Raw genomic sequence first — 19,261 nt, forward strand, 5'->3', positions numbered from 1 at the left:
ATGAAAGAGATAAGAAACTATATATTATTAGTTGTTTTTATGGTTGTATTTAAAAATGGTTGGGGACAACAAACTTCATTATATCCTGAGTACAACTACAATCCATTTATTATAAATTCAGCGTATGCAGGTATGTCTGAAGGAGCAGAAATTACACTGAGCAACTACGGATTTATAAACGATGTAGAAGGAAGTCCTAGAACACTGTCGTTAAGTTTTCACACGCCTATTGCTAGAAGAAAAATGGGAGTAGGAGGAGCTATTTTACGTGATAAAATAGGAGTAAGCACCTACACACACGCGTTCGCAGCCTATTCGTATAAAATATTTTTTGATACAGAAATCGACCGACCTTATTGGCAGCATTATAATGAACATGTGATATCATTCGGACTTACAGCTGGGATTCAGCAGTTTCATGAAAATTTATTAGACCTTGGAATTACTGATGACATTGAGTTCGCCGAAAATATAGATGTTACTGTACCGACAGTTGGGATTGGTTTCTTGTATAACCATGCTAACTTTTATGCAGGAATATCGTTACCTAATATCTTGGGTGATAAATTAGCTTCTAGAGATGATTTAGAACTTTCCAATCCTGTTTATGGATATTTCGGTTATCGATTTTTTACCAATCGATTTGAAGAAGTAATGATTAAACCAAGTGTATTATTAAAGTACGAAGGAGGAGCACCCATGCAGATAGATGCCAACCTAGCAGTAAACTTTAAAAATAAGTTTGAAATAGGAACAGGATACAGAAGCAGTTCTTCAATTAACTTTTTAGGTGGAATTTACGCCCTGAAAAATCTAAAATTTGTGTATTACTATAATGTGGGATTAAGCGATACAGTTTTAGGCAATAGCCACGGAATACTGGTTTCTTATGTCTTCGGAAATAAGAGAAGATAATTATCTAAAACTCCAGTTTTTATAGTTAGCAGAAGCTTCTAGTTTATTTTCTAAACCATCAGGTAATTCAGGAAAGAAATCGATGCCCGTTTTTTGTTCTAACTCATCAATAGAAACGACAAACTCATACAAAGGTTTGTTGCTGTCTTTATGAGGTAATAAAAAAGCAATCGCCTTAATTTCTGGTTGGGTATAATCTAACAAAACCTTATAAAAATAGTTAGGTACGCTTACTTTTTCTTTTCCGATGGTTGTTAAGTTGGGTTCTAAAATCCCACCAGTAACCACATACAAATGGTTGTATTTCTTAGCCCAGTAACGAGTTTTTTGTTCTAGTTTATTCCAAACTCCTGAGTTAAACTCATGGTTTTGAGGGGAAATATTCGATGTATAAAACGTTTCATCATGTGCTTTTTGTGAAGCACGCCTATCTCCTGCAGGACACAAATGCCCTTTGTCGTAACCAGAGTTTTTATAGTTTCTCCAATCGGCAGATTTGGTTTTTACCTTTGGGTCTTCAATAAAAAACGGACGCTTATAATTGGTGTAAACAATATCGCTTTTGTCTAAAGAATAGGCCACCCATTCAGCTTGCTCATGTTGTTCGTTATACGACAACTGGTAGCCATTATGCTTAATAATAACCCCAGTTGTTGAGGTTGGAAAATAATCAAAGTCGTTTGGTTTATTATTTGTTGTTTCGGTTGATGGTTGAGGTGAGGTATTTACATCTTCCTTTTGCTGTAACCAATAACCAACCACTAAAACAATAATGGTAATAACAACTTTTATTTTCCTAGAAGTACTCATTCTTTATTTATCTATACAATTTCTTTAAAATCTTCAGTTTTTTCAACTTCATTAAAAATTTCTTGAAACTTAACAGGTGGCACCGTTAATTTACGCTTAACCAAATCTAACCAAGCACCATAAACGGTGATAATAGCCGATAATTTACCTGCTTCATTAAAAACTTCATGCTGAATTTTCCAACGTTCACCTTTACTAGACAATCCTGTAACTTTTAAGTTCACAGTAATGTCTTCGCCCATGTGAATCTCACGTAAAAACTTGGTGTTTTCTTCAAATAAAATAGGACCTATATTTTCTTTTGTAAAGTCTTGAACCGTAACGTTATGTTCTTTAAAAAAACGCAAACGTAACTCTGCTGCATAATCGTTGTATGCGGTATGACGCATGTGTATGTTGGCATCAAAATCTGCCCATCGTGTCTTAAATTGTACACTAAAACTCATATCTAAAATTTTAATCGCAGGGCGATAGCCAAGAGTTAATTCCCTAAGGCTTGCCTCGAAATACATAAATAGTTTTCATCAATCAACTTATGGTTATACCTAGTGATAATTGATGGATGCGAAAGTACAAATTTTTAAGTTTTTACATCTAAAGCATCACGAAGTGTGTTTCCGATTAGCATAAAAGCCATTACTAAACTCATAATTGCGAGCCCAGGGATGATAGCTAAATACGGTTTTCCTAGAATAATGTAGTTGTAATGGTTTTTAATCATAGCTCCCCAAGAAGGAGTAGGAGGTTGCGCCCCTATACCCAAGAAACTCAAGCCACTTTCAATCAAAATAGCAGCAGCGAAATTAGCGGCAGATATTACAATAATTGGCGCTAAAATATTCGGTAAAATATGCTTAAAAATAATTCTGAAATCAGAAAACCCTAAGGCTTTAGCAGCTTCTACATATTGCTGTTGCTTGGTGGTAATTACCTGACCACGCACTACACGAGCCACTTCTACCCACATCGTGAGCCCCACAGCAATAAATACTTGCCAAAATCCTTTTCCTAAAGCTAGTGTGATAGCAATCACCAATAAAAGTGTTGGGATAGACCAAGTAATGTTGATAATCCACATGATAAAATCGTCTATTTTTCCGCCAAAATACCCTGCGATAGCTCCGATAGGAATTCCGATGACAAGAGAAATAAAAACGGCGATAAAACCGATAAAAAACGAAATTCTAGCTCCAATTAACAATCTGCTCAATAAATCGCGTCCGTATTTATCGGTTCCTAAGTAAAATGTTTTTTGTTGAATATGCTTTTCGTAAGACGCAGGAAAGTCCTTTGGTAAACCATCTGCATACTTAATTATTTCTAGTTGATTATTTTTAACTGAGTGTGATTGTATCGGAATTTCAGTTGCCGATTGTTCTTTTCCGTTCATAAAAACTGAAAACCACGACTGCTGACTTTTACTTTCAGAAGGGATGCTCAGCATTTGAACAGAAAAACCTGGAGGCTTAGAATGAATTTCTAAATGCATTTGGTTAGCGGAGTTAGTGTTGTCTGGAGCTAAAATATAGCAGAAAACTGCAACGAATCCACAAAAAATAATAAACCAAAAGCTAAACATTCCTGTTTTACTACGTTTAAATTTTTGGATGGCTATTTGCCACAAAGATGTGCTTGCGTTACTATTCACTCTTTTTAAATTCTTTCAAATTATTGATGTCAATACTCGACGGATTTTGAAAAACTTCTAAATCAAAATATTTAACAGAAGCTAAAATATGGTCAAAAATATTCGCCATTACACGCTCGTAATCTTGCCATACTTTTTCTCTACTAAACGCATAAATTTCTAACGGAATTCCATTAGGCGTAGGTTCTAGTTGACGAGACATGAGCAACATGTCTTGGTTAATTTTTGGATGATTTTGAATATAATGATCTAAATAAATTCGGAAAGTTCCAAAATTGGTTAGGTTTCTACCGTTTAGTAAGACTGATTTATCAACGTTGTGTTCCTCATTGTATTTTTTTATTTCCTCACTGCTTTTTGTAATGTAATCAGAAATTAATTCAATTTTTTTAAAGCGTTCGATGTCTTCATCAGTAAGAAAATGAATACTGTTTATTTTAATTAAAATAGCTCGTTTAATACGTCTACCTCCCGAACTATTCATCGTTCGCCAGTTTTTAAATGAATCGGATGTTAGGTAATAGGTAGGAATGCTGGAAATGGTATTGTCAAAATTTCGAATAATTACTGAAGTTAAGTTAATTTCAACAACATCACCATCAGCACCGTATTTTTCCATAGTAATCCAATCACCAATTCTAACAGTATCGTTAACCGCTACCTGAATACTTGATACAAAACCAAGAATAGTATCTTTAAAAACTAATAAAAGAACTGCTGAAAAAGCTCCTAAAGCAGTTAAAAAACGAATTAGAGGCTTACCTGTTAAAACTGAAAAAGACGAAATAGCTGCAATAAGCCATAACACAATCATAAAGATCTGTACATAGCTTTCTAAAGGTTTGTCTTTAAAAGCTTCGGTGGTACGTAAAAAATCTTTAACCGTTAATAAAATACTACGGATAAACCAGATGATGGCAAAAATAATTCCGATAGTCGTAATACGTTCTGCGTAGGTAAACAAGTTAGGGAAATCAACAAGAATTTCTTTCAGCAGATTATAAATCAGTATGAAAATAATAATTCTTGTTAAGTTTAAAAAAGTTCTGTTTTTAATTAGTAAATCATCAAAAGTGGTAGATGTTTTATTCGCCATTTTGCGAATAGCTTTTCTACCAAAGTATCTGAAAGCCTTAAAAAGAATATACCCTAATAGAGTAAGTACCAAAAGGTTTGCTAAAAGATTAAGGTATATTAAAGTGGTTTCAGAAAGAGAAAAATGCTCTTTAAAAATTCTATAAAAAAACTTGTTTAACATAGTAGTACAAGGTTGTTAATCTGTTATTTCTTCGCCAACTTTTAGTCCAAATTTTCTTCGGAACCAATACACCACAATATATAAAACAGGGGTGTCTAAGGCAGCTATAATTACTTTAAATAAAAATCCACTTAGTAAAAGACTTCCAAAGATATTCCAAGGAAGAATTTCAAAAGAACTTAGTAAAAATAATACGGTAAAAGTATCTATAAATTGTGATAAAAAAGTAGAGAAGTTGTTACGAAGCCATAAATGTTTTCCTTTGGTTAAATTCTTCCAAAAATGAAAAATTCGGATATCTATAAATTGAGCTGCTAAATAAGCTAGCATTGAAGCTAAAACAGCTAATGGAGACAACCCAAAAACTTTTGTAAAGGTACCATTGTCAATAGGAGAATTATCTATAGCAGGTGTATAATCTGCCATTAAAATAATAAGCATAGAAAAAAAGGAGGCAAAAATACCAGCGATTACTACTTGGTTGGCTTTTTTCTTTCCGTAAATTTCCGATAAAATATCAGTAATTAAAAAAGTGATAGGATAAGGAAGGATACCTACCGAAACCTCAAAACGGAACAAATTAAAAGGTTCCCAATAAAAAAACTTCTGAAAAATTAAATTCGAAGTTACTAAAGATGCAATAAATAAAGCTGCTAAAACTAAGTAAATAAGTTGTGCTTGATTTTTTTGTCGTGCCGTCATAAAACGAAGATAGTAATTTTAAAAATTGTATGTTTGCATCGTTAAACAAACAACAAAATAAATACATGAAGGCATATATTTTTCCAGGTCAAGGAGCACAATTTACAGGAATGGGATTAGATTTATATGAAAATTCACCACTAGCTCAAGAACTTTTTGAAAAAGCAAATACTATATTAGGATTTAGTATTACTGATGTAATGTTTGAAGGTACTGCTGAAGAATTAAAACAAACAAAAGTAACGCAACCAGCAATCTTTTTACACTCGGTGATTTTAGCGAAAGTTTTAGGTGATGATTTCAAGCCAGAAATGGTAGCAGGTCACTCATTAGGAGAATTGTCTGCATTAGTAGCTAATGGAGTATTATCTTTTGAAGATGGATTAAGATTAGTTTCTAAACGTGCTTTAGCAATGCAAAAAGCTTGTGAAATTCAACCATCAACCATGGCAGCTGTTTTAGGGTTAGAAGACAAAGTTGTGGAAGATACGTGTGCTGAAATTGATGGAGTAGTAGTAGCAGCGAATTACAATTGCCCTGGTCAATTAGTAATTTCTGGAGAAGTTGAAGCAGTTGAAAAAGCTTGTGCAGCATTAACAGAAAAAGGAGCAAAAAGAGCGTTAGTGTTACCAGTTGGAGGAGCGTTTCACTCACCATTAATGGAGCCTGCTCGTGAAGAGTTAGCAGCAGCAATTGAAGAAACTACGTTTAACGAGCCTATTTGCCCGGTATATCAAAATGTAGTAGCCAAAGCAGTAACAAATCCTGCAGAAATTAAAGAAAACTTAATCGCACAGTTAACAGCACCAGTAAAATGGACACAGTGTGTACAAGCAATGATTGCTGACGGTGGTACAGAGTTTATCGAAGTAGGTCCTGGTAAAGTATTACAAGGCTTAATGCGTAAGATTGATAGAAACGTAGCAGCTAGCGGAGCTAGTTTTGAAGCGTAATCAAATTTTATATAAAAGTAAAAAGCGAACTCATTTGAGTTCGCTTTTTTTATGATCGTAGTTCAGAATCTTTAATGTCTAAGGTTTTTGAAATTTGGTATTCTTTTGGTGCTAAGAGAATCATATAAATTAATAAAATTACTCCTAACAATAAAAAGTCAGGTTTTAAAAATAAAATTATAAAACAAGCTCCTTCAATGACAGCCCATCTTACGATTGAAGCTGTTTGATAAATTGCAAACTTCTCTTCATTACTAGCTTCTCTTTTTACATTTTTCAACATGTTTTTAAATAAGAAATTACTAAAAACATAAGCAATTGCAGGAATGAAAGCATATAACAAAGAAGAATTATCAATAATCATTTTGAAAATGTTTTCAAAATCTCCTAAAATAAAATATGCCAAAGTAATTCCTGCTACAAAAGCTAAATGAATAAATTTTAATGTTTTAATTTTCTGTTTCATAGTTTATTGCTTTTAAAAATAACAACTTCCTAGGAGGTGTTCAAAGGAAGTTGTTTTAAGTGTTTCGAGGCAAGACTTAGGGAGTTAACTCTTGGCTATCGCCCTGCGATTAAATAAAATCGTTAATAGTTTTCGTAATAAAAGCTAATTGTTCTTCATCTAATTCTGTATGCATAGGTAACGAAATTACTTCATCAATTAATTGATTGGTAACTGTAAAATCAGCTTCATTGTATCTGTCATCTTGATATGCTTTTTGGGCATGTAATGGTACAGGGTAATAGATGGCGTTAGGAATATTATTATCTAATAAATGTTGGTGTAATTCATCACGTTTTCCGTTAGTAATTTTCAAAGTATATTGGTGGAAAACATGCGTGGTAAAATCACTAATGGTTGGTGTAATGATATTAGGATTGTTAGCAAAAGCATTTGAATAGTATTCTGCAGCTTTTCTACGAGCATCACAATAGCTATCTAATAAAGGTAGCTTCGCTTTTAACACTGCTGCTTGAATAGAATCTAAACGCGAGTTCACTCCAACTACGTCGTGGTAATAACGTTTGTACATTCCGTGGTTTACCATTCCTCGAAGTGTGTGTGCTAATTCATCATCATTAGTGAAAATAGCACCACCATCACCATAACATCCTAAGTTTTTAGAAGGGAAGAAAGAAGTGGTTCCAACATTACCCATTGTACCTGCTTTCTTTTTAGTTCCGTCTGTAAAAGTATAATCAGCACCAATAGCTTGTGCATTATCTTCAATTACAAATAAGTTATGTGCTTCAGCAACTTCAAGAACAGCTTCCATATTTGCACATTGTCCAAACAAATGTACAGGAACAATTGCCTTTGTTTTAGGTGTAATCGCCTTTTTTAAAGCTTCAATGTCAATGTTAAAGGTGTCCGGTTCAACATCAACTAAAACAGGAGTTAATTTTAATAAACCAATTACTTCTACTGTAGCAGCAAAGGTAAAATCGGCAGTAATAACTTCATCACCTGGTTCTAAACCTAAGCCCATCATGGCAATTTGTAAAGCATCGGTACCGTTAGCACATGGAATTACGTGCTTAACACCTAAATATTTTTCTAAATCTGCTTGAAACTCATGAACATACGGTCCGTTAATATATGCTGAAGTATTTAAAACTTCTTGGATAGAAGCATCAACCGTATCTTTTATTTTTTGATATTGACCTTGTAAGTCAACCATTTGAATTTTTCTCATTGAACATGATTTTTATAAGCATCAAAAATACAAACAATCTTTCATTGTTTTAAATCTTTAAGGAAAATTATAAAAGTCACGTTTTATTTATGAGAACGGGTGTTTTGTGGTATATTTAATGAGCAGAAAACAACAACAAAAATCACAAATTTTCGTTCTGTAGCTACAAGAGAATAAGGATAATTAATGAAAGAATCGAAACGTAAAATAGCCTTTAAGGTTTTAGTAGGATATGCTATACTTGTTGTGTTAGCTGTTGTTTCAGGAGCACTACTTTTTTCTGAAATAAAAACGTATATCGATATACAAAAACAAGGGATTTCAGATAGAAATAATATTATACAAACAGGAGGGTTGATAGCTGATATTTATGAAAATGAAAATCTAGGTAGAGCAGCTATTCAATTAAACTCATTTAAGCGATATAACGAGTATGTAGAAGAGAATAAATCGCTGATTAAAAAGATTGATTCGTTAAATTTTATTGTAGAAGACGTTTCAAAAAAGAACATATTAGATAGTATTAAACTTGTTTTAAATAACAAACGAATAAACATTACAAGTTTAAGGAGATTGAACCAGCAAAATGCTTCTGATAAATCTATTAATGAAGCTATTAATAAGTTAGGGTCAATAGATTCGCTTTTGGGAAAAGAGACATTAAAAGATCTTGTCGGTAATCCAGAAAAATTCAATGATAAAACAGGATTAAGTCTAGAAAGATATTTAATGTTATTTGATAGAGATGAAGAAGATAAACCAGTTGGAGCGACAGAGCAAAAACAAATAGACTCTTTAGTAACAGCATCCAAAGAAATCCTTCAAAAAGCGCAAAAAGAAACCAATATAAAAAGGAGGTTTTTACGAATAAAAGAGAGAGAATTAATAGAAAATGATGTTACAATTTCAAGAAAACTACGAGAGGTATTAAGTGTGTTGGAAAGAGACGTTATTTCGAATGCAAATGAAGCGTATAAAAAGCATGAAGAAACTCTAAATCGTAGTAAAACTATAATATTGTTAGCAGCTGGAGTTGGTTTTGTGATTATAGTACTGTTCTCAATTATTATTTTAAATGATTTTTGGAGAAGTCAACATTACAGGCAAGAGTTAGAAAGCGCCAATGCAACTACGTCTTCACTTTTAAAAAGTAGAGAGCAATTAATATCCATGGTAAGCCATGATTTAAGAACACCGTTAAGTACAATTACGGGTTTTAGCGAACTATTACAAAAATCAATACATAATACAAAAGAGAAAAATTATGCTGCTCATATACAAAATGCGTCAGTTTATATGAAGCAGCTTGTAGAAGATCTGTTAGAGTTTTCTAAACTAGAACATGATAAAGTAACGATAGAAAAAGTTCCTTTCGATTTAGAGAAAAACTTAAACGAAGTATATAACAGTGCAAAAAATCTAGTTCAAAACAAACCAATATTGGTAAACGTAAATCACGATGAAAAAATTAACTCTTTAGTGGTGAGTGATCCGTTTAGAATAAAACAAATTCTTTATAATCTAGTAACGAATGCTTGTAAGTTTACTAAAGAAGGTTCAATAACGATACAAAGTAAATTAAGACAGGTAAAAGAAAAGAGTTATGTAGAGATTGCAGTAATTGATACAGGAGTAGGAATAAGTAAAGATAAACAAAACAAGGTGTTTAAAGAGTTTACTCAAGTACGTGAAAAAGAGAATGGTAAAAATGGTTTTGGACTAGGTTTAACTATTTCTAAAAGATTAGCAGAGCTTTTGGGAGGATCATTGACTTTGGAAAGTAGTTTAGGAAAAGGAAGTAAGTTTTCATTGTTTGTGCCAGTTACTTTTGCTGAAAGTAAATTAAAAGAAAATGAAAAAGAGCTTCAAAAAGAAATACTTAATATTCATGCGGTAGTGGTAGAAGATGACACTTCGTTAAGGACATTATTGAAAAATATTTTAGAAGGATTTGGTGTTACGGTAACTTCTTTTAGTGATGCTCAAGAAGCATTAAATAAAATTGATACTGTTGCTTACGATTTGGTCTTAACCGATATACAACTTCCAAAAATGAACGGTATTCATTTTATGGAAACTCTTAAAAAGCATAGTACTTATAAAGGTCAGCCAATTATAGCAATGACAGGAAGAGCAAATTTATCTGAAAGTGAATATGTTAAAAATGGCTTTTCAGATGCATTGATTAAACCATTTAAAACCGAAAGACTAGTGGAAGTTTTACAGCGATTTTTTAATGTAAATCTTGATTATGAGAAAGAGGAGGAAAGAGAAGTTAACAATAAAGAAAATCAAAGTTTTGATATTGCTTCATTAAAAACTTTTTTGGGTAATGACAATTTAATGGTAGAAAAAACACTGCATTTGTTTGTAAAAGAAACAGAGCAAAATTTATCGTTGTTAAAACAATCAGTTGATAAGAATGACTTACAATCTTTTCAAACAATTAGTCATAAAATGCTAGGGATGTTTAAGCAGCTAAAAATTCACTCATTAGTAGTGTTTCTTCAAAATTTTGAAGAAGCTGACAAAATAGATAAAGAAGTTTGGGAGAGTTTTAACGAAAAAGTGGTTCACTTGTTAAAAGAAATACGAAACTTCCTTAGTTAATTTCGTATTCCTTTAATTTGTTGTAAAGAGTCTTTCTAGTAATATTTAAAAGCTTTGCAGCTTTTGTTTTGTTGTTTCCTGTTTCTTTTAATGCACTTATGATTAGTGTTTTTTCATTTTCTTTGGTAGAAAATTTGTTGGAAAAATTATGTTGAACATCAGGGGTTTTTAGTTCTTCTGGTAACACTTCTTTTTCAATAATTTCAGTTTGAGATAAAAGCGTAGCTCTTTTTATAATATTAGATAATTCTCGTAAGTTCCCAGGCCAATGGTACTGCTGAAATAAAGCTAAGACTTCTTGAGAAAAACCAGCGACTTCTTTATGTAACTGTTGGTTTGCTTTCTCTAAAAAGAAATCAGCATATAAAATTAAATCATCCTTTCTGTCTTTTAAACTAGGTACTTTAATCGAAAACTCATTTAATCTATGGTATAAATCTTCTCTAAAATTACCGCTTTCAACGGCAAAAAGTAAATCTTCATTAGTCGCAGTAATAAGTCGTATATCTACAGTGATTTCCTTACTGCTTCCAACAGGTTTAATTTTTCGTTCTTGTAAAGCACGTAATAATTGTACTTGACTTTCGTAGTTTAAGTTCCCAACTTCATCTAAGAAGAGAGTTCCGCCATTAGCGGCTTCAAAATGTCCTATTTTATCGTTTGTTGCACCAGTAAAAGAACCTTTTTGATGTCCGAAAAACTCACTAGAAGCAATTTCTTTAGGTATCGCTCCGCAATCAACAGCAATAAAAGGTTTGTTTTTGCGTAAACTTTGATTGTGTATGGTGTTGGCAACAACTTCTTTACCTGTTCCGCTTTCACCAGTAATAAGAACAGACATATCAGTAGGAGCTACCAAATTAATATGCTCGAATAAACTTTTAGAAGCAGCACTAATGCCAGCAACAATATTAGCATTTGTATTGGTGCTTTTCTTTTCTTCTTTTACAACTTCTATAAAATCAGATTTTTCTTCAAGAGCATTGCTAATTACTTCTAAAACTTCATCAGGATTAAAAGGCTTAGAAATATAATCAAAAGCACCTTGTTTCATTGCTTGAACAGCAGTTGAAACTTCAGCATATCCTGTCATTAAAACTACAGGAATATTACTGTTGTTGTCTTTGCTTAATTTTAATAAATCGATACCGTTTCCATCTGGAAGACGTAAATCGGTAAAAATTAAATTATAGGTTTGCTCTTTTAAAAGAGTTGTAGCATTTTTAATCGTATAGCTTACATCTACAGTGTATTGATGACGTTCTAAAAAATGCTTTAACATATTTGAAAATGTAACATCATCTTCTACCAGTAAAATCGTTTTCATAAAATATGTTTGTTCTAAATAGTTCCTCTAATATAAGCCCTTTATAAACTAAAAAAAAGAGCGTTTTACAATAAAACGCCCTTTTCTCACTAAAATTGAGGGATTACCAATTATTTAACATCTTTGGCATCTAACCAATTTCCGTCTTTGTCAGAGTAAAGAGTTTTAGCTTCGTTTTCAACACTAATTTCTAATTTGTATTGTTCTTTTCCGTTAACATAAGCTTTGCTTAAAGTAGCAGAAGGAAAGCTGCTTTTAAGAGCATCAACAATTGCTGTAGGTAATTTATCTAAAGAAACCTCTTGGAATCCGTTTTCTACAACTGTGTGTACTGGTGCGATAGGAGAAACAGTGTTGTTTACTGTTGCGTAAGTTGATACTCCTGTTAAAATTGCTACTGCTAAAATTAAATTTTTCATGATATTAAGTTTTAAATGGATTATATATTGTTTACTATTAATATTCTTGGGGGTGAATACTAATTATTTTACGTCTTTAGCGTCTAACCAATTTCCGTCTTTGTCGGCGTAAAGAGTTTTAGTTTCGTTTTCAACACTAATTTCTAATTTGTATTGTTCTTTTTCGTTTACAAAAGCTTTGCTTAAAGTAGCAGAAGGAAAACTGTTCTTAAGAGAATTAGTGATTGTTGTTGGGATCTTATCTAAAGAAATTTCTTGAAAATCGTTTTCAACAACTGTGTGTACTGGTGTGATAGGAGAAACAGTATTGTTTACTACTGCGTAAGTTGATACTCCTGTTAAAATTGCTACTGCTAAAATTAATTTTTTCATGATTTTTATTTTTTAATTACTAATCGTTTGCTTGGTATATTGAAATAAACATGCCAACGACTGTGTGTAAAATCGTTTTTATCTGTACGTTGTTGTTATACAGTTTGTTGTGTGTTTTTTGGTTTTTGAAGATTCGCAGCGAGGTGTGTAAAAAGTGTGTAAACTAAAAACAAAACTGTGTAAATTTTACACTTTTTATCCTAGTAAGTAACAATAAATAATTCTGTTATCTTTGATAAAAAATCATCCCTAATGAAGTTATTAAAAAAGTCGTTAAAAATTGCGTTGTTATTACTAGTGTTATTAAGTGTTGGTGTTTGGTTGTTTACAAAAACTCTACATCCAACTTATGAAGGTGAGTTAGAACTAGCCTCAATTTCAGATAAAGTTACTGTGTATTATGATGAGGTAGGAGTTCCGCACATTACCGCACAAAATCAACAAGATGCTTATACGGCTTTAGGATACGTACATGCCCAAGACAGATTATGGCAAATGGAGCTTATCAGAAGAATTTCAGCTGGAAGATTAGCAGAAGTTTTTGGAAAAGATTTGGTAAGAGTCGATAAATTTTTCTCTGGATTAGGAATTGAAGAAGCTGCTGAAAAAACAATTCAAGAATTAGATAAAAATTCAGAAACGTATAAATTAACGGAAGCATATTTAAATGGGGTTAATCAGTTCATAGAAGAAGGAGCAACGCCCTTAGAATTTTATTTAGTAGGATTGGATAAAGAAAATTATACAATTAAAGATGTGTATAATGTTTTTGGGTACATGGCATTTAGCTTTGCGATTGCACACAAAACAGATCCGTTTCTTACTGAAGTAAAAGAAAATTTAGGGGAGCCGTATGTGAATGAGTTGTTGAATTCTTTCGATAAAAATTTAACCCTAAACAAAACAACGAATAAAGAAGCGATTAAAGCAGAAATGTCCATTGCAGTAAGTGAAATAATGGAAAAACTCCCTGTTTCTCCATTTATTGGAAGTAACTCATGGGTAATTGCGCCACCAAAAACTAAAAACGGAAAAGTAATTTTTGCAAACGATCCGCATATTGAATTTTCTCAGCCTTCGGTTTGGTATCAAAATCACATAAAAACTCCAGACTTTGAAATCTACGGATTTAATCTGGCTTTGATGCCATTTCCGTTGTTAGGACACAATAAAGAGTATGCTTACGGATTAACAATGTTAGCAAATGACGATTTGAACTTTTATATAGAAGAAAACAATCCAGAAAATTCAATGGAGTACAAAACACCTAATGGATACCAGAAATATGAGTTATGGGACAAACGTATAAAGGTTAAAGGAGGAAAAGATACTACATATCAAGTTAAAGTTAGTAAACATGGCCCGATTATGAACGGATTGATAGAGCATGTAACTGATGAAAGTCCAATTGCAATGAACTGGATTTATACGCAGTTGCCTAATCAATTGTTAGAAGCGTCACACAAAATGTCGCATGCAAATTCGTTAGAAGATTTTAAAACAGGAACCGCAAAAATTCATGCACCAGGATTAAATGTAATGTACGGTGATGCGAAAGGAAATGTAGGTTGGTTTGCTTCGGCTAAATTATATGAATTAAGAGATAGTTTATCTTCTAAAATGTATTTAAACGGAACTTCTGGTAAGGATGAAATTGTAGAGTATTTAGATTTTGAAGAAAATCCGCAGGCGGAAAATCCGAGTTGGAATTATGTGTATTCAGCAAATAATCAACCTGATTCGGTAAGAGGAAAATTGTATCCTGGATATTATCAACCAGAAGATAGAGCGAAGAGAATTGTTCAGTTATTAGAGCCTAAAAACGATTTTACCAAACAAGATGTAGCTGAAATGATTTATGATGTAACCTCACCTGTGGTTCCAGAAATCGGGAGAGAATTATTAAATGGTGTGGATAAATCATCACTATCTCCTTCGGCAAAAAAAGTATATTCGGTGTTAGAAAAGTGGGATGGAGCATATAAGAAAACCGATGTAGCTCCAACAATTTACAATCGATTTTTGTACGAATTCTTAGCGGCTACTTTTAAAGATGAGTTAGGAAAAAGCTTTCAGTTATTTATTGATTCACAATTGCAAGATCAAGTGTTAGCAGAGCAAGCGAAAAGAGAACAATCGGTTTGGTGGGATGATGTTTCAACAACAGATAAAGTTGAAACTAGAAATGAAATAATTACCACAGCTTTTCAAAAATCCATCACATTTTTACAAAATCAATTAGGAGAGAATGTAGATAATTGGACGTGGAATCGTGTAATTTCTGTGGAGTATGAGCATGCTATTGGTAAAGCAGGCGGATTGCTACGTAAATTCTTTAATGTAGGTCCGTTTGAAACCATTGGAGGAAATGAAGTGATAAACAATCAGATTTTTAAGTTAGATAGTACAGGTGTGTATAAAATTAATGCAGGACCTTCAACACGTAGAGTCATTGATTTTTCTGATGTAGAAAACAGTATTGCTATAATGCCAACAGGTCAGTCAGGAAACGTTTTTAGTCCTTATTACAAAGACCAAGCACAAAAATATGTAGATGGTGAGTTTGTAAAAATGATCCTCAATGAAGCAGCTATAAAGAAGAGTAAAAATAAATTGGTGTTTTTACCAAGGTAAAGAAAAAAGAAGATATGTTAATTTTATAATGTTGTAGACAGCACAAGCGTGATGCTTGCGCCAGCGGGGTGAGATGAAGTTGGATTTAGAAAAAGGACTAATCAAGAATATGTTGGAAAATATTCTTTAGAATCATTAAAAGAAGAGACTGGCTTTGTCGATTTATTACCTGAATTAATAAAAAAAGAGGGATTATCACTAGATGATTTTCATTATATGATGCAGAAAAATGTTAATGCATTAACATCTATAGAAAAAATGAAATTAGCTAATATCAGAAACTCTTTGCCAAAATTAACATCAACAACATTAATACAGAAAGTTATTACTAAAGGAGATATTCAAAAGTACTTGAATGGTACATATAATAATGTTGGAGGGTTTGTTTCTAGAGCATTAGATGCAAAGCATTTGAAATCATTTGAGGATTTATATCATGGTTTAAGATTAGATTACAAAAACACAACTTTCTTTGTTGAAGATGGAAGTTGTGGAGTAATAAGGTTTAAATCAGATAGTGCTAGAGATGCTGTAATTCCTTCTGGGGGAACATATGACGACTGGGACTTTCCTTTTACTGCGACAGGATTTACATCTGGAAAAAATGGAAGAATAGGTGTCCCAGAATGGCACCTTCAAAATAGGGTTAATTTTACTGAAGGAGCTGAAATATGGAAGGTACATAATAATGGAGTAGAGGAGTTGATAGCTACTTATGATGCAATTCTTAAAAAGTTTGTAAAAAAATGATAATGAAGATAAGATTTGGACAGTATGCCTTTTTTAAAGGAAAAGAATATGAACTGCAAAAAAAAAATGATTTACTCTATAATTTGATAATAAGAAGTAGTAAAATAACTAAAGAGGAAAAGAGTTTAGGGTTTAAAAAATATGCTGAATCTATCTATATTTTAGAAATTGATAAAGATTTAATAGATTTTGCTTTTAGTGTTAAAACTTATTGTAGTCATAAAGGGTATAAGTTTCAAATAACTGATATTATAAGTAATGGAACTATTAGAATATGGTATTTAATAGAAGCACAGAAAGCCTTTAAAAAATTATCTCATCATGGGTTTGATGCTTATAAAGAAGTTAATGAAGAAGAGTTGGATGAGATTTGGGAAGAACGGGAACCTATAGAAGATTTTAAATTAGGTGTTGAGCCAATTTTTTATATTAAAAAACAGGATAATAACTCAACGAATTAATTTTAAAAAGGATGAATGATTTATATATTTTTATTTTTTTATTAGGTGCATTATCTATTTTTTTTCTTCATAAGATAATAAAAGGTATTATAAGTATTTTTAATTATAAGAATAGCTATACAATTAAAGCTAAAGTTATAGACTTATTATGGGTAAAAGCCCCCGCTAGCGTGAGCATCTTGCTCGTGACGGCATGATAGTAAAGGCATGTAAAGAAAAAAGAAGATATGTTAACAGATAATAATTTAAACTATAGTGTAAACTTGCGCCAGCGGGGGGTGCATCTGACGGAACAGAAACTTTAAGAGCTGTATTTAATAGTAATCAAAATAAGTTTATAGAAGTACAATGATAATAAGAAAAGGAATTTACACTTTTTATGAAGGAATAGAAATGGCCGTTACTGAGCATTATGGCCATGGACTGGATCAAAATATTAGTGAAGATTATAGATTGATTTCGTATGATAAAGCTAACGGAATTATAGATGGTTTTCAATTAAATGAAAGTAGTAATAGATTTTATAAAAGTATTAAAATTAATGAATTAAATAATACATTTAATATCATTACAAAAGCTATATAAGGGAAGCCTATTTTTAGTAGAGTCAGATACTGAAATAGGTTATATTGGTTTGAAAACTGATAATTTTTTTATTTATAAAAAAATGGGGTTAGAAGCAGATGAAGTAAATGATGAGAAAAAATATGGTGAAGAAGAACTTTATAAAATAAAATATTTTAAGGTTTTTGATGGATATATAATAAGAGTGAAAATAGAAGATGTTGAAGAGATTTGGGAAGAAAAAAGTAAAAGTAAATATGATTTACCTATTCCAAAAGGGATAGAAAAAAATAAAACTCTTTATAGAAGATATCCTTTCTTATAATTTTCATAAATGATTAAGAGAAGATATTACCTTATAAATATACTGAGGTTAAAATTTAGAGAGATAAAAAGTAAACGATATAGAATATGTTAAAATTGATTTTAACAAAAAAAGAGAAAAAACATTTAAGAATATTTCAACATCAAGCTAATCATCTGACAGGTTTGATTAAAGAAGATTCAAGGTCTGAAAAAAGGAATACATGGAAGAATATATTAGGAGAAATTCTAATAAGAACAGAAACTTTATTAAAAGATAAAAACTAAACTTTTGAACGATTTATACATTTTTGTTTTTCTTTTAGGGGCATTAATTACTTTTTTTATTTATAAAATAGTAAAAGGAATTTTAAGTATTTATAATTATAAAAAAGGTTATAAAATGAAGGCTAAAGTAGTAGATTTATTATGGATAAAAACACCTCCTGCAAGATTTAGTTATTTATACCCAACAGAGCAGTTAAGAATTACTTTTAGGTTTGTTTTAGAAAATGATACATATGAGAAATCAGAAACAGATATTCATTTTAAATATAAAAAGGTAAATTTTAAATCCTTACCAAAAATTGGAGATGAATTAGAAGTTTACGTTCCTAAAAACAAGGATCCAAATAAGGTAACCATCAATAATATAAACAAGACTATTTTACCTTTAATAGGTCTATCTTTGATGGTATTTTTCTGTTTAACTATTTTATTTTTAATAATGAAGAATATTTAAGTATAAATTGTTATGAAAATGAAACTACTACATATAATTCTATTACTATTTAGCATGGTAAGTTATAGCCAGCATACTTATTTGTTTAAGTATAAGGCTTCTTTTTCATCTGCCGTAACTAGCAATGTATTGTATTTTGAAAGCCCCCGCTAGAGCGAGTATCCTGCTCGTGACAGTATGAGTAAAAAAGAGAAAAATAAAAGGTAAAAAATAATAAGTAGAAAATGTAAATTTCATAACGAATCAGTAGCATGCTTTATAAATTTTGGACTATTCACAAAATTTGATATGTTTTTTTGATACTATCTAGGTTTTTATACTTCCCTATAAACCTCTTCAAAAGGAATTCTAAAACGTTCTCCATATACTCCTTCTGGTTTGCGAATACCACAAGAAATAACCATATTAATTTCTGCACTACGAGGTAAGCCTAATAAGCGTTTAAGTCGCCAAGTATCGGAGCCTTCCATAGGGCAGGTGTCATAACCTTCAGCAGCCATTGATAACATAAAGGTTTGTGCTGCTAATCCACAGGTTTTATGGGCGACTACACGCATATCACTATTTCGAACTTCACGATAAATAGGGCGGAAAAGTCCAACAATAAGAACCATCAAGTATTTAAGATAGCCGAAAATTCCAAAAATATCAAAGTAGGTAAACGGAATCAATTTTCCGTAGTAATTACGCGCTACTTTTTCTCTACTTCGTTGTTCCGATTTAGGATTATTTTTTCCAAAAACTTTATCCATATAAGCTAAGTTGGCTTTAGCGCGTTTACGCCATAAATCTTTACGAACCACAAAAATCACTAATTGTTGCGCAGTTTTAGCAGCATTTTGATTAAAACACAACGGAGCTATTTTATCGATTGTTTCTTTTGAGGTGATATGGTAAAACTCCCACAGTTGCATATTGCTACTGGTAGGAGCTAAACTAGCTTGCTCCAAACATTTTCTTACAATAGTTGTGTCTATTGGTTTTTCAGGATCATATACTCTTACCGAACGACGATAGTTAACTGCTTCTGATACGGTTTTTTCACTCATAACTTGAAAGTCTTAGTTCTTGATTCTTGATTCTTGTTTCTGAA

20 protein-coding genes are annotated in these 19,261 nt (G+C 31.8%); 9 read left to right on the plus strand and 11 right to left on the minus strand.

Features of this window, described 5'->3' with window-relative positions:
- Positions 1-915 carry a PorP/SprF family type IX secretion system membrane protein gene (locus AC3VI6_RS07720; protein WP_497705749.1) on the plus strand — a complete coding sequence of 305 codons (915 nt, stop codon included), beginning with the start codon at positions 1-3 and terminating at the stop codon, positions 913-915.
- On the opposite strand, the gene AC3VI6_RS07725 is transcribed toward AC3VI6_RS07720, so the two are convergent.
- The 5 genes from AC3VI6_RS07725 to AC3VI6_RS07745 form a co-directional block, all read right to left on the minus strand.
- Complete coding sequence (locus AC3VI6_RS07725; protein ID WP_497705750.1) at positions 916-1,725, minus strand: DNA/RNA non-specific endonuclease; 810 nt, start codon at positions 1,723-1,725, stop codon at positions 916-918.
- An 11-nt stretch (positions 1,726-1,736) separates the two neighbouring features.
- Positions 1,737-2,171, minus strand: a complete 435-nt coding sequence (locus tag AC3VI6_RS07730; protein WP_497705751.1) for an acyl-CoA thioesterase — start codon at positions 2,169-2,171, stop codon at positions 1,737-1,739.
- 134 nt (positions 2,172-2,305) lie between these two features.
- Positions 2,306-3,373, minus strand: a complete 1,068-nt coding sequence (locus AC3VI6_RS07735) for an ABC transporter permease (RefSeq protein ID WP_497705752.1) — start codon at positions 3,371-3,373, stop codon at positions 2,306-2,308.
- Positions 3,366-4,631, minus strand: a complete 1,266-nt coding sequence (locus AC3VI6_RS07740; protein WP_497705753.1) for a mechanosensitive ion channel family protein — start codon at positions 4,629-4,631, stop codon at positions 3,366-3,368. The genes AC3VI6_RS07735 and AC3VI6_RS07740 overlap by 8 nt, the downstream gene beginning before the upstream one ends.
- A gap of 15 nt (positions 4,632-4,646) precedes the next feature.
- Positions 4,647-5,333, minus strand: coding sequence for a queuosine precursor transporter (locus AC3VI6_RS07745; RefSeq protein WP_497705754.1), 687 nt, complete (start codon positions 5,331-5,333; stop codon positions 4,647-4,649).
- Between the two features lie 65 nt (positions 5,334-5,398).
- Here AC3VI6_RS07745 and fabD point away from each other — a divergent pair, with 65 nt between their 5' ends.
- On the plus strand, positions 5,399-6,286 hold the full coding sequence (fabD, locus tag AC3VI6_RS07750) for an ACP S-malonyltransferase (RefSeq protein WP_497706581.1): 888 nt from the start codon (positions 5,399-5,401) through the stop codon (positions 6,284-6,286).
- Positions 6,287-6,335: 49 nt separating this feature from the next.
- On the opposite strand, the gene AC3VI6_RS07755 is transcribed toward fabD, so the two are convergent.
- Positions 6,336-6,752 (minus strand): MFS transporter, encoded by a 417-nt coding sequence (locus tag AC3VI6_RS07755; protein ID WP_497705755.1) that lies wholly within the window; start codon positions 6,750-6,752, stop codon positions 6,336-6,338.
- A gap of 109 nt (positions 6,753-6,861) precedes the next feature.
- A complete protein-coding gene (locus AC3VI6_RS07760; RefSeq protein ID WP_497705756.1) occupies positions 6,862-7,986 on the minus strand; it encodes a DegT/DnrJ/EryC1/StrS family aminotransferase in 1,125 nt (374 codons plus the stop codon).
- Positions 7,987-8,172: 186 nt separating this feature from the next.
- Here AC3VI6_RS07760 and AC3VI6_RS07765 point away from each other — a divergent pair, with 186 nt between their 5' ends.
- Positions 8,173-10,596, plus strand: a complete 2,424-nt coding sequence (locus tag AC3VI6_RS07765) for a hybrid sensor histidine kinase/response regulator (RefSeq protein ID WP_497705757.1) — start codon at positions 8,173-8,175, stop codon at positions 10,594-10,596.
- Here AC3VI6_RS07765 and AC3VI6_RS07770 read toward each other — a convergent pair.
- The 3 genes from AC3VI6_RS07770 to AC3VI6_RS07780 all read right to left on the minus strand — a co-directional run bounded on the left by AC3VI6_RS07770 (position 10,589) and on the right by AC3VI6_RS07780 (position 12,714).
- Positions 10,589-11,923 (minus strand): sigma-54-dependent transcriptional regulator, encoded by a 1,335-nt coding sequence (locus tag AC3VI6_RS07770; RefSeq protein WP_497705758.1) that lies wholly within the window; start codon positions 11,921-11,923, stop codon positions 10,589-10,591. The genes AC3VI6_RS07765 and AC3VI6_RS07770 overlap by 8 nt on opposite strands.
- 110 nt (positions 11,924-12,033) lie before the next feature.
- Positions 12,034-12,342: a hypothetical protein gene (locus tag AC3VI6_RS07775; protein WP_274634018.1), complete on the minus strand. Its 309-nt coding sequence runs from the start codon at positions 12,340-12,342 to the stop codon at positions 12,034-12,036.
- Between the two features lie 63 nt (positions 12,343-12,405).
- A complete protein-coding gene (locus AC3VI6_RS07780) occupies positions 12,406-12,714 on the minus strand; it encodes a hypothetical protein (RefSeq protein WP_274634017.1) in 309 nt (102 codons plus the stop codon).
- A 252-nt stretch (positions 12,715-12,966) separates the two neighbouring features.
- On the opposite strand from AC3VI6_RS07780, the gene AC3VI6_RS07785 reads away from it, so the two are divergent.
- The 6 genes from AC3VI6_RS07785 to AC3VI6_RS07810 all read left to right on the plus strand — a co-directional run bounded on the left by AC3VI6_RS07785 (position 12,967) and on the right by AC3VI6_RS07810 (position 18,168).
- On the plus strand, positions 12,967-15,348 hold the full coding sequence (locus AC3VI6_RS07785; protein ID WP_497705759.1) for a penicillin acylase family protein: 2,382 nt from the start codon (positions 12,967-12,969) through the stop codon (positions 15,346-15,348).
- Positions 15,349-15,567: 219 nt separating this feature from the next.
- On the plus strand, positions 15,568-16,098 hold the full coding sequence (locus AC3VI6_RS07790; RefSeq protein ID WP_520436159.1) for a hypothetical protein: 531 nt from the start codon (positions 15,568-15,570) through the stop codon (positions 16,096-16,098).
- Positions 16,099-16,100: 2 nt separating this feature from the next.
- Positions 16,101-16,559 carry a UCP033725 family protein gene (locus AC3VI6_RS07795; RefSeq protein ID WP_497705761.1) on the plus strand — a complete coding sequence of 153 codons (459 nt, stop codon included), beginning with the start codon at positions 16,101-16,103 and terminating at the stop codon, positions 16,557-16,559.
- A 348-nt stretch (positions 16,560-16,907) separates the two neighbouring features.
- Positions 16,908-17,144 (plus strand): hypothetical protein, encoded by a 237-nt coding sequence (locus AC3VI6_RS07800; RefSeq protein ID WP_497705762.1) that lies wholly within the window; start codon positions 16,908-16,910, stop codon positions 17,142-17,144.
- Between the two features lie 82 nt (positions 17,145-17,226).
- Positions 17,227-17,448 carry a hypothetical protein gene (locus AC3VI6_RS07805; RefSeq protein ID WP_497705763.1) on the plus strand — a complete coding sequence of 74 codons (222 nt, stop codon included), beginning with the start codon at positions 17,227-17,229 and terminating at the stop codon, positions 17,446-17,448.
- Between the two features lie 270 nt (positions 17,449-17,718).
- A complete protein-coding gene (locus AC3VI6_RS07810; RefSeq protein WP_497705764.1) occupies positions 17,719-18,168 on the plus strand; it encodes a hypothetical protein in 450 nt (149 codons plus the stop codon).
- Between the two features lie 314 nt (positions 18,169-18,482).
- Here AC3VI6_RS07810 and AC3VI6_RS07815 read toward each other — a convergent pair whose 3' ends face one another.
- Complete coding sequence (locus AC3VI6_RS07815) at positions 18,483-19,217, minus strand: nitroreductase family protein (RefSeq protein WP_497705765.1); 735 nt, start codon at positions 19,215-19,217, stop codon at positions 18,483-18,485.
- Between the last annotated feature and the right edge of the window lie 44 nt (positions 19,218-19,261).

The sequence above is a fragment of the Tenacibaculum sp. TB-56 genome, from assembly GCF_059716275.2.

Excerpts from the sequence above, each read along its gene's own strand:
- AC3VI6_RS07720 (WP_497705749.1), top strand. The coding sequence starts at position 1 with ATGAAAGAGATAAGAAACTATATATTATTAGTTGTTTTTATGGTTGTA.
- AC3VI6_RS07725 (WP_497705750.1), bottom strand. The coding sequence starts at position 1,725 with ATGAGTACTTCTAGGAAAATAAAAGTTGTTATTACCATTATTGTTTTA.
- AC3VI6_RS07730 (WP_497705751.1), bottom strand. The coding sequence starts at position 2,171 with ATGAGTTTTAGTGTACAATTTAAGACACGATGGGCAGATTTTGATGCC.
- AC3VI6_RS07740 (WP_497705753.1), bottom strand. The coding sequence starts at position 4,631 with ATGTTAAACAAGTTTTTTTATAGAATTTTTAAAGAGCATTTTTCTCTT.
- AC3VI6_RS07745 (WP_497705754.1), bottom strand. The coding sequence starts at position 5,333 with ATGACGGCACGACAAAAAAATCAAGCACAACTTATTTACTTAGTTTTA.
- fabD (WP_497706581.1), top strand. The coding sequence starts at position 5,399 with ATGAAGGCATATATTTTTCCAGGTCAAGGAGCACAATTTACAGGAATG.
- AC3VI6_RS07755 (WP_497705755.1), bottom strand. The coding sequence starts at position 6,752 with ATGAAACAGAAAATTAAAACATTAAAATTTATTCATTTAGCTTTTGTA.
- AC3VI6_RS07760 (WP_497705756.1), bottom strand. The coding sequence starts at position 7,986 with ATGAGAAAAATTCAAATGGTTGACTTACAAGGTCAATATCAAAAAATA.
- AC3VI6_RS07765 (WP_497705757.1), top strand. The coding sequence starts at position 8,173 with ATGAAAGAATCGAAACGTAAAATAGCCTTTAAGGTTTTAGTAGGATAT.
- AC3VI6_RS07770 (WP_497705758.1), bottom strand. The coding sequence starts at position 11,923 with ATGAAAACGATTTTACTGGTAGAAGATGATGTTACATTTTCAAATATG.
- AC3VI6_RS07775 (WP_274634018.1), bottom strand. The coding sequence starts at position 12,342 with ATGAAAAATTTAATTTTAGCAGTAGCAATTTTAACAGGAGTATCAACT.
- AC3VI6_RS07780 (WP_274634017.1), bottom strand. The coding sequence starts at position 12,714 with ATGAAAAAATTAATTTTAGCAGTAGCAATTTTAACAGGAGTATCAACT.
- AC3VI6_RS07785 (WP_497705759.1), top strand. The coding sequence starts at position 12,967 with ATGAAGTTATTAAAAAAGTCGTTAAAAATTGCGTTGTTATTACTAGTG.
- AC3VI6_RS07790 (WP_520436159.1), top strand. The coding sequence starts at position 15,568 with ATGCAGAAAAATGTTAATGCATTAACATCTATAGAAAAAATGAAATTA.
- AC3VI6_RS07795 (WP_497705761.1), top strand. The coding sequence starts at position 16,101 with ATGAAGATAAGATTTGGACAGTATGCCTTTTTTAAAGGAAAAGAATAT.
- AC3VI6_RS07800 (WP_497705762.1), top strand. The coding sequence starts at position 16,908 with ATGATAATAAGAAAAGGAATTTACACTTTTTATGAAGGAATAGAAATG.
- AC3VI6_RS07805 (WP_497705763.1), top strand. The coding sequence starts at position 17,227 with ATGGGGTTAGAAGCAGATGAAGTAAATGATGAGAAAAAATATGGTGAA.
- AC3VI6_RS07815 (WP_497705765.1), bottom strand. The coding sequence starts at position 19,217 with ATGAGTGAAAAAACCGTATCAGAAGCAGTTAACTATCGTCGTTCGGTA.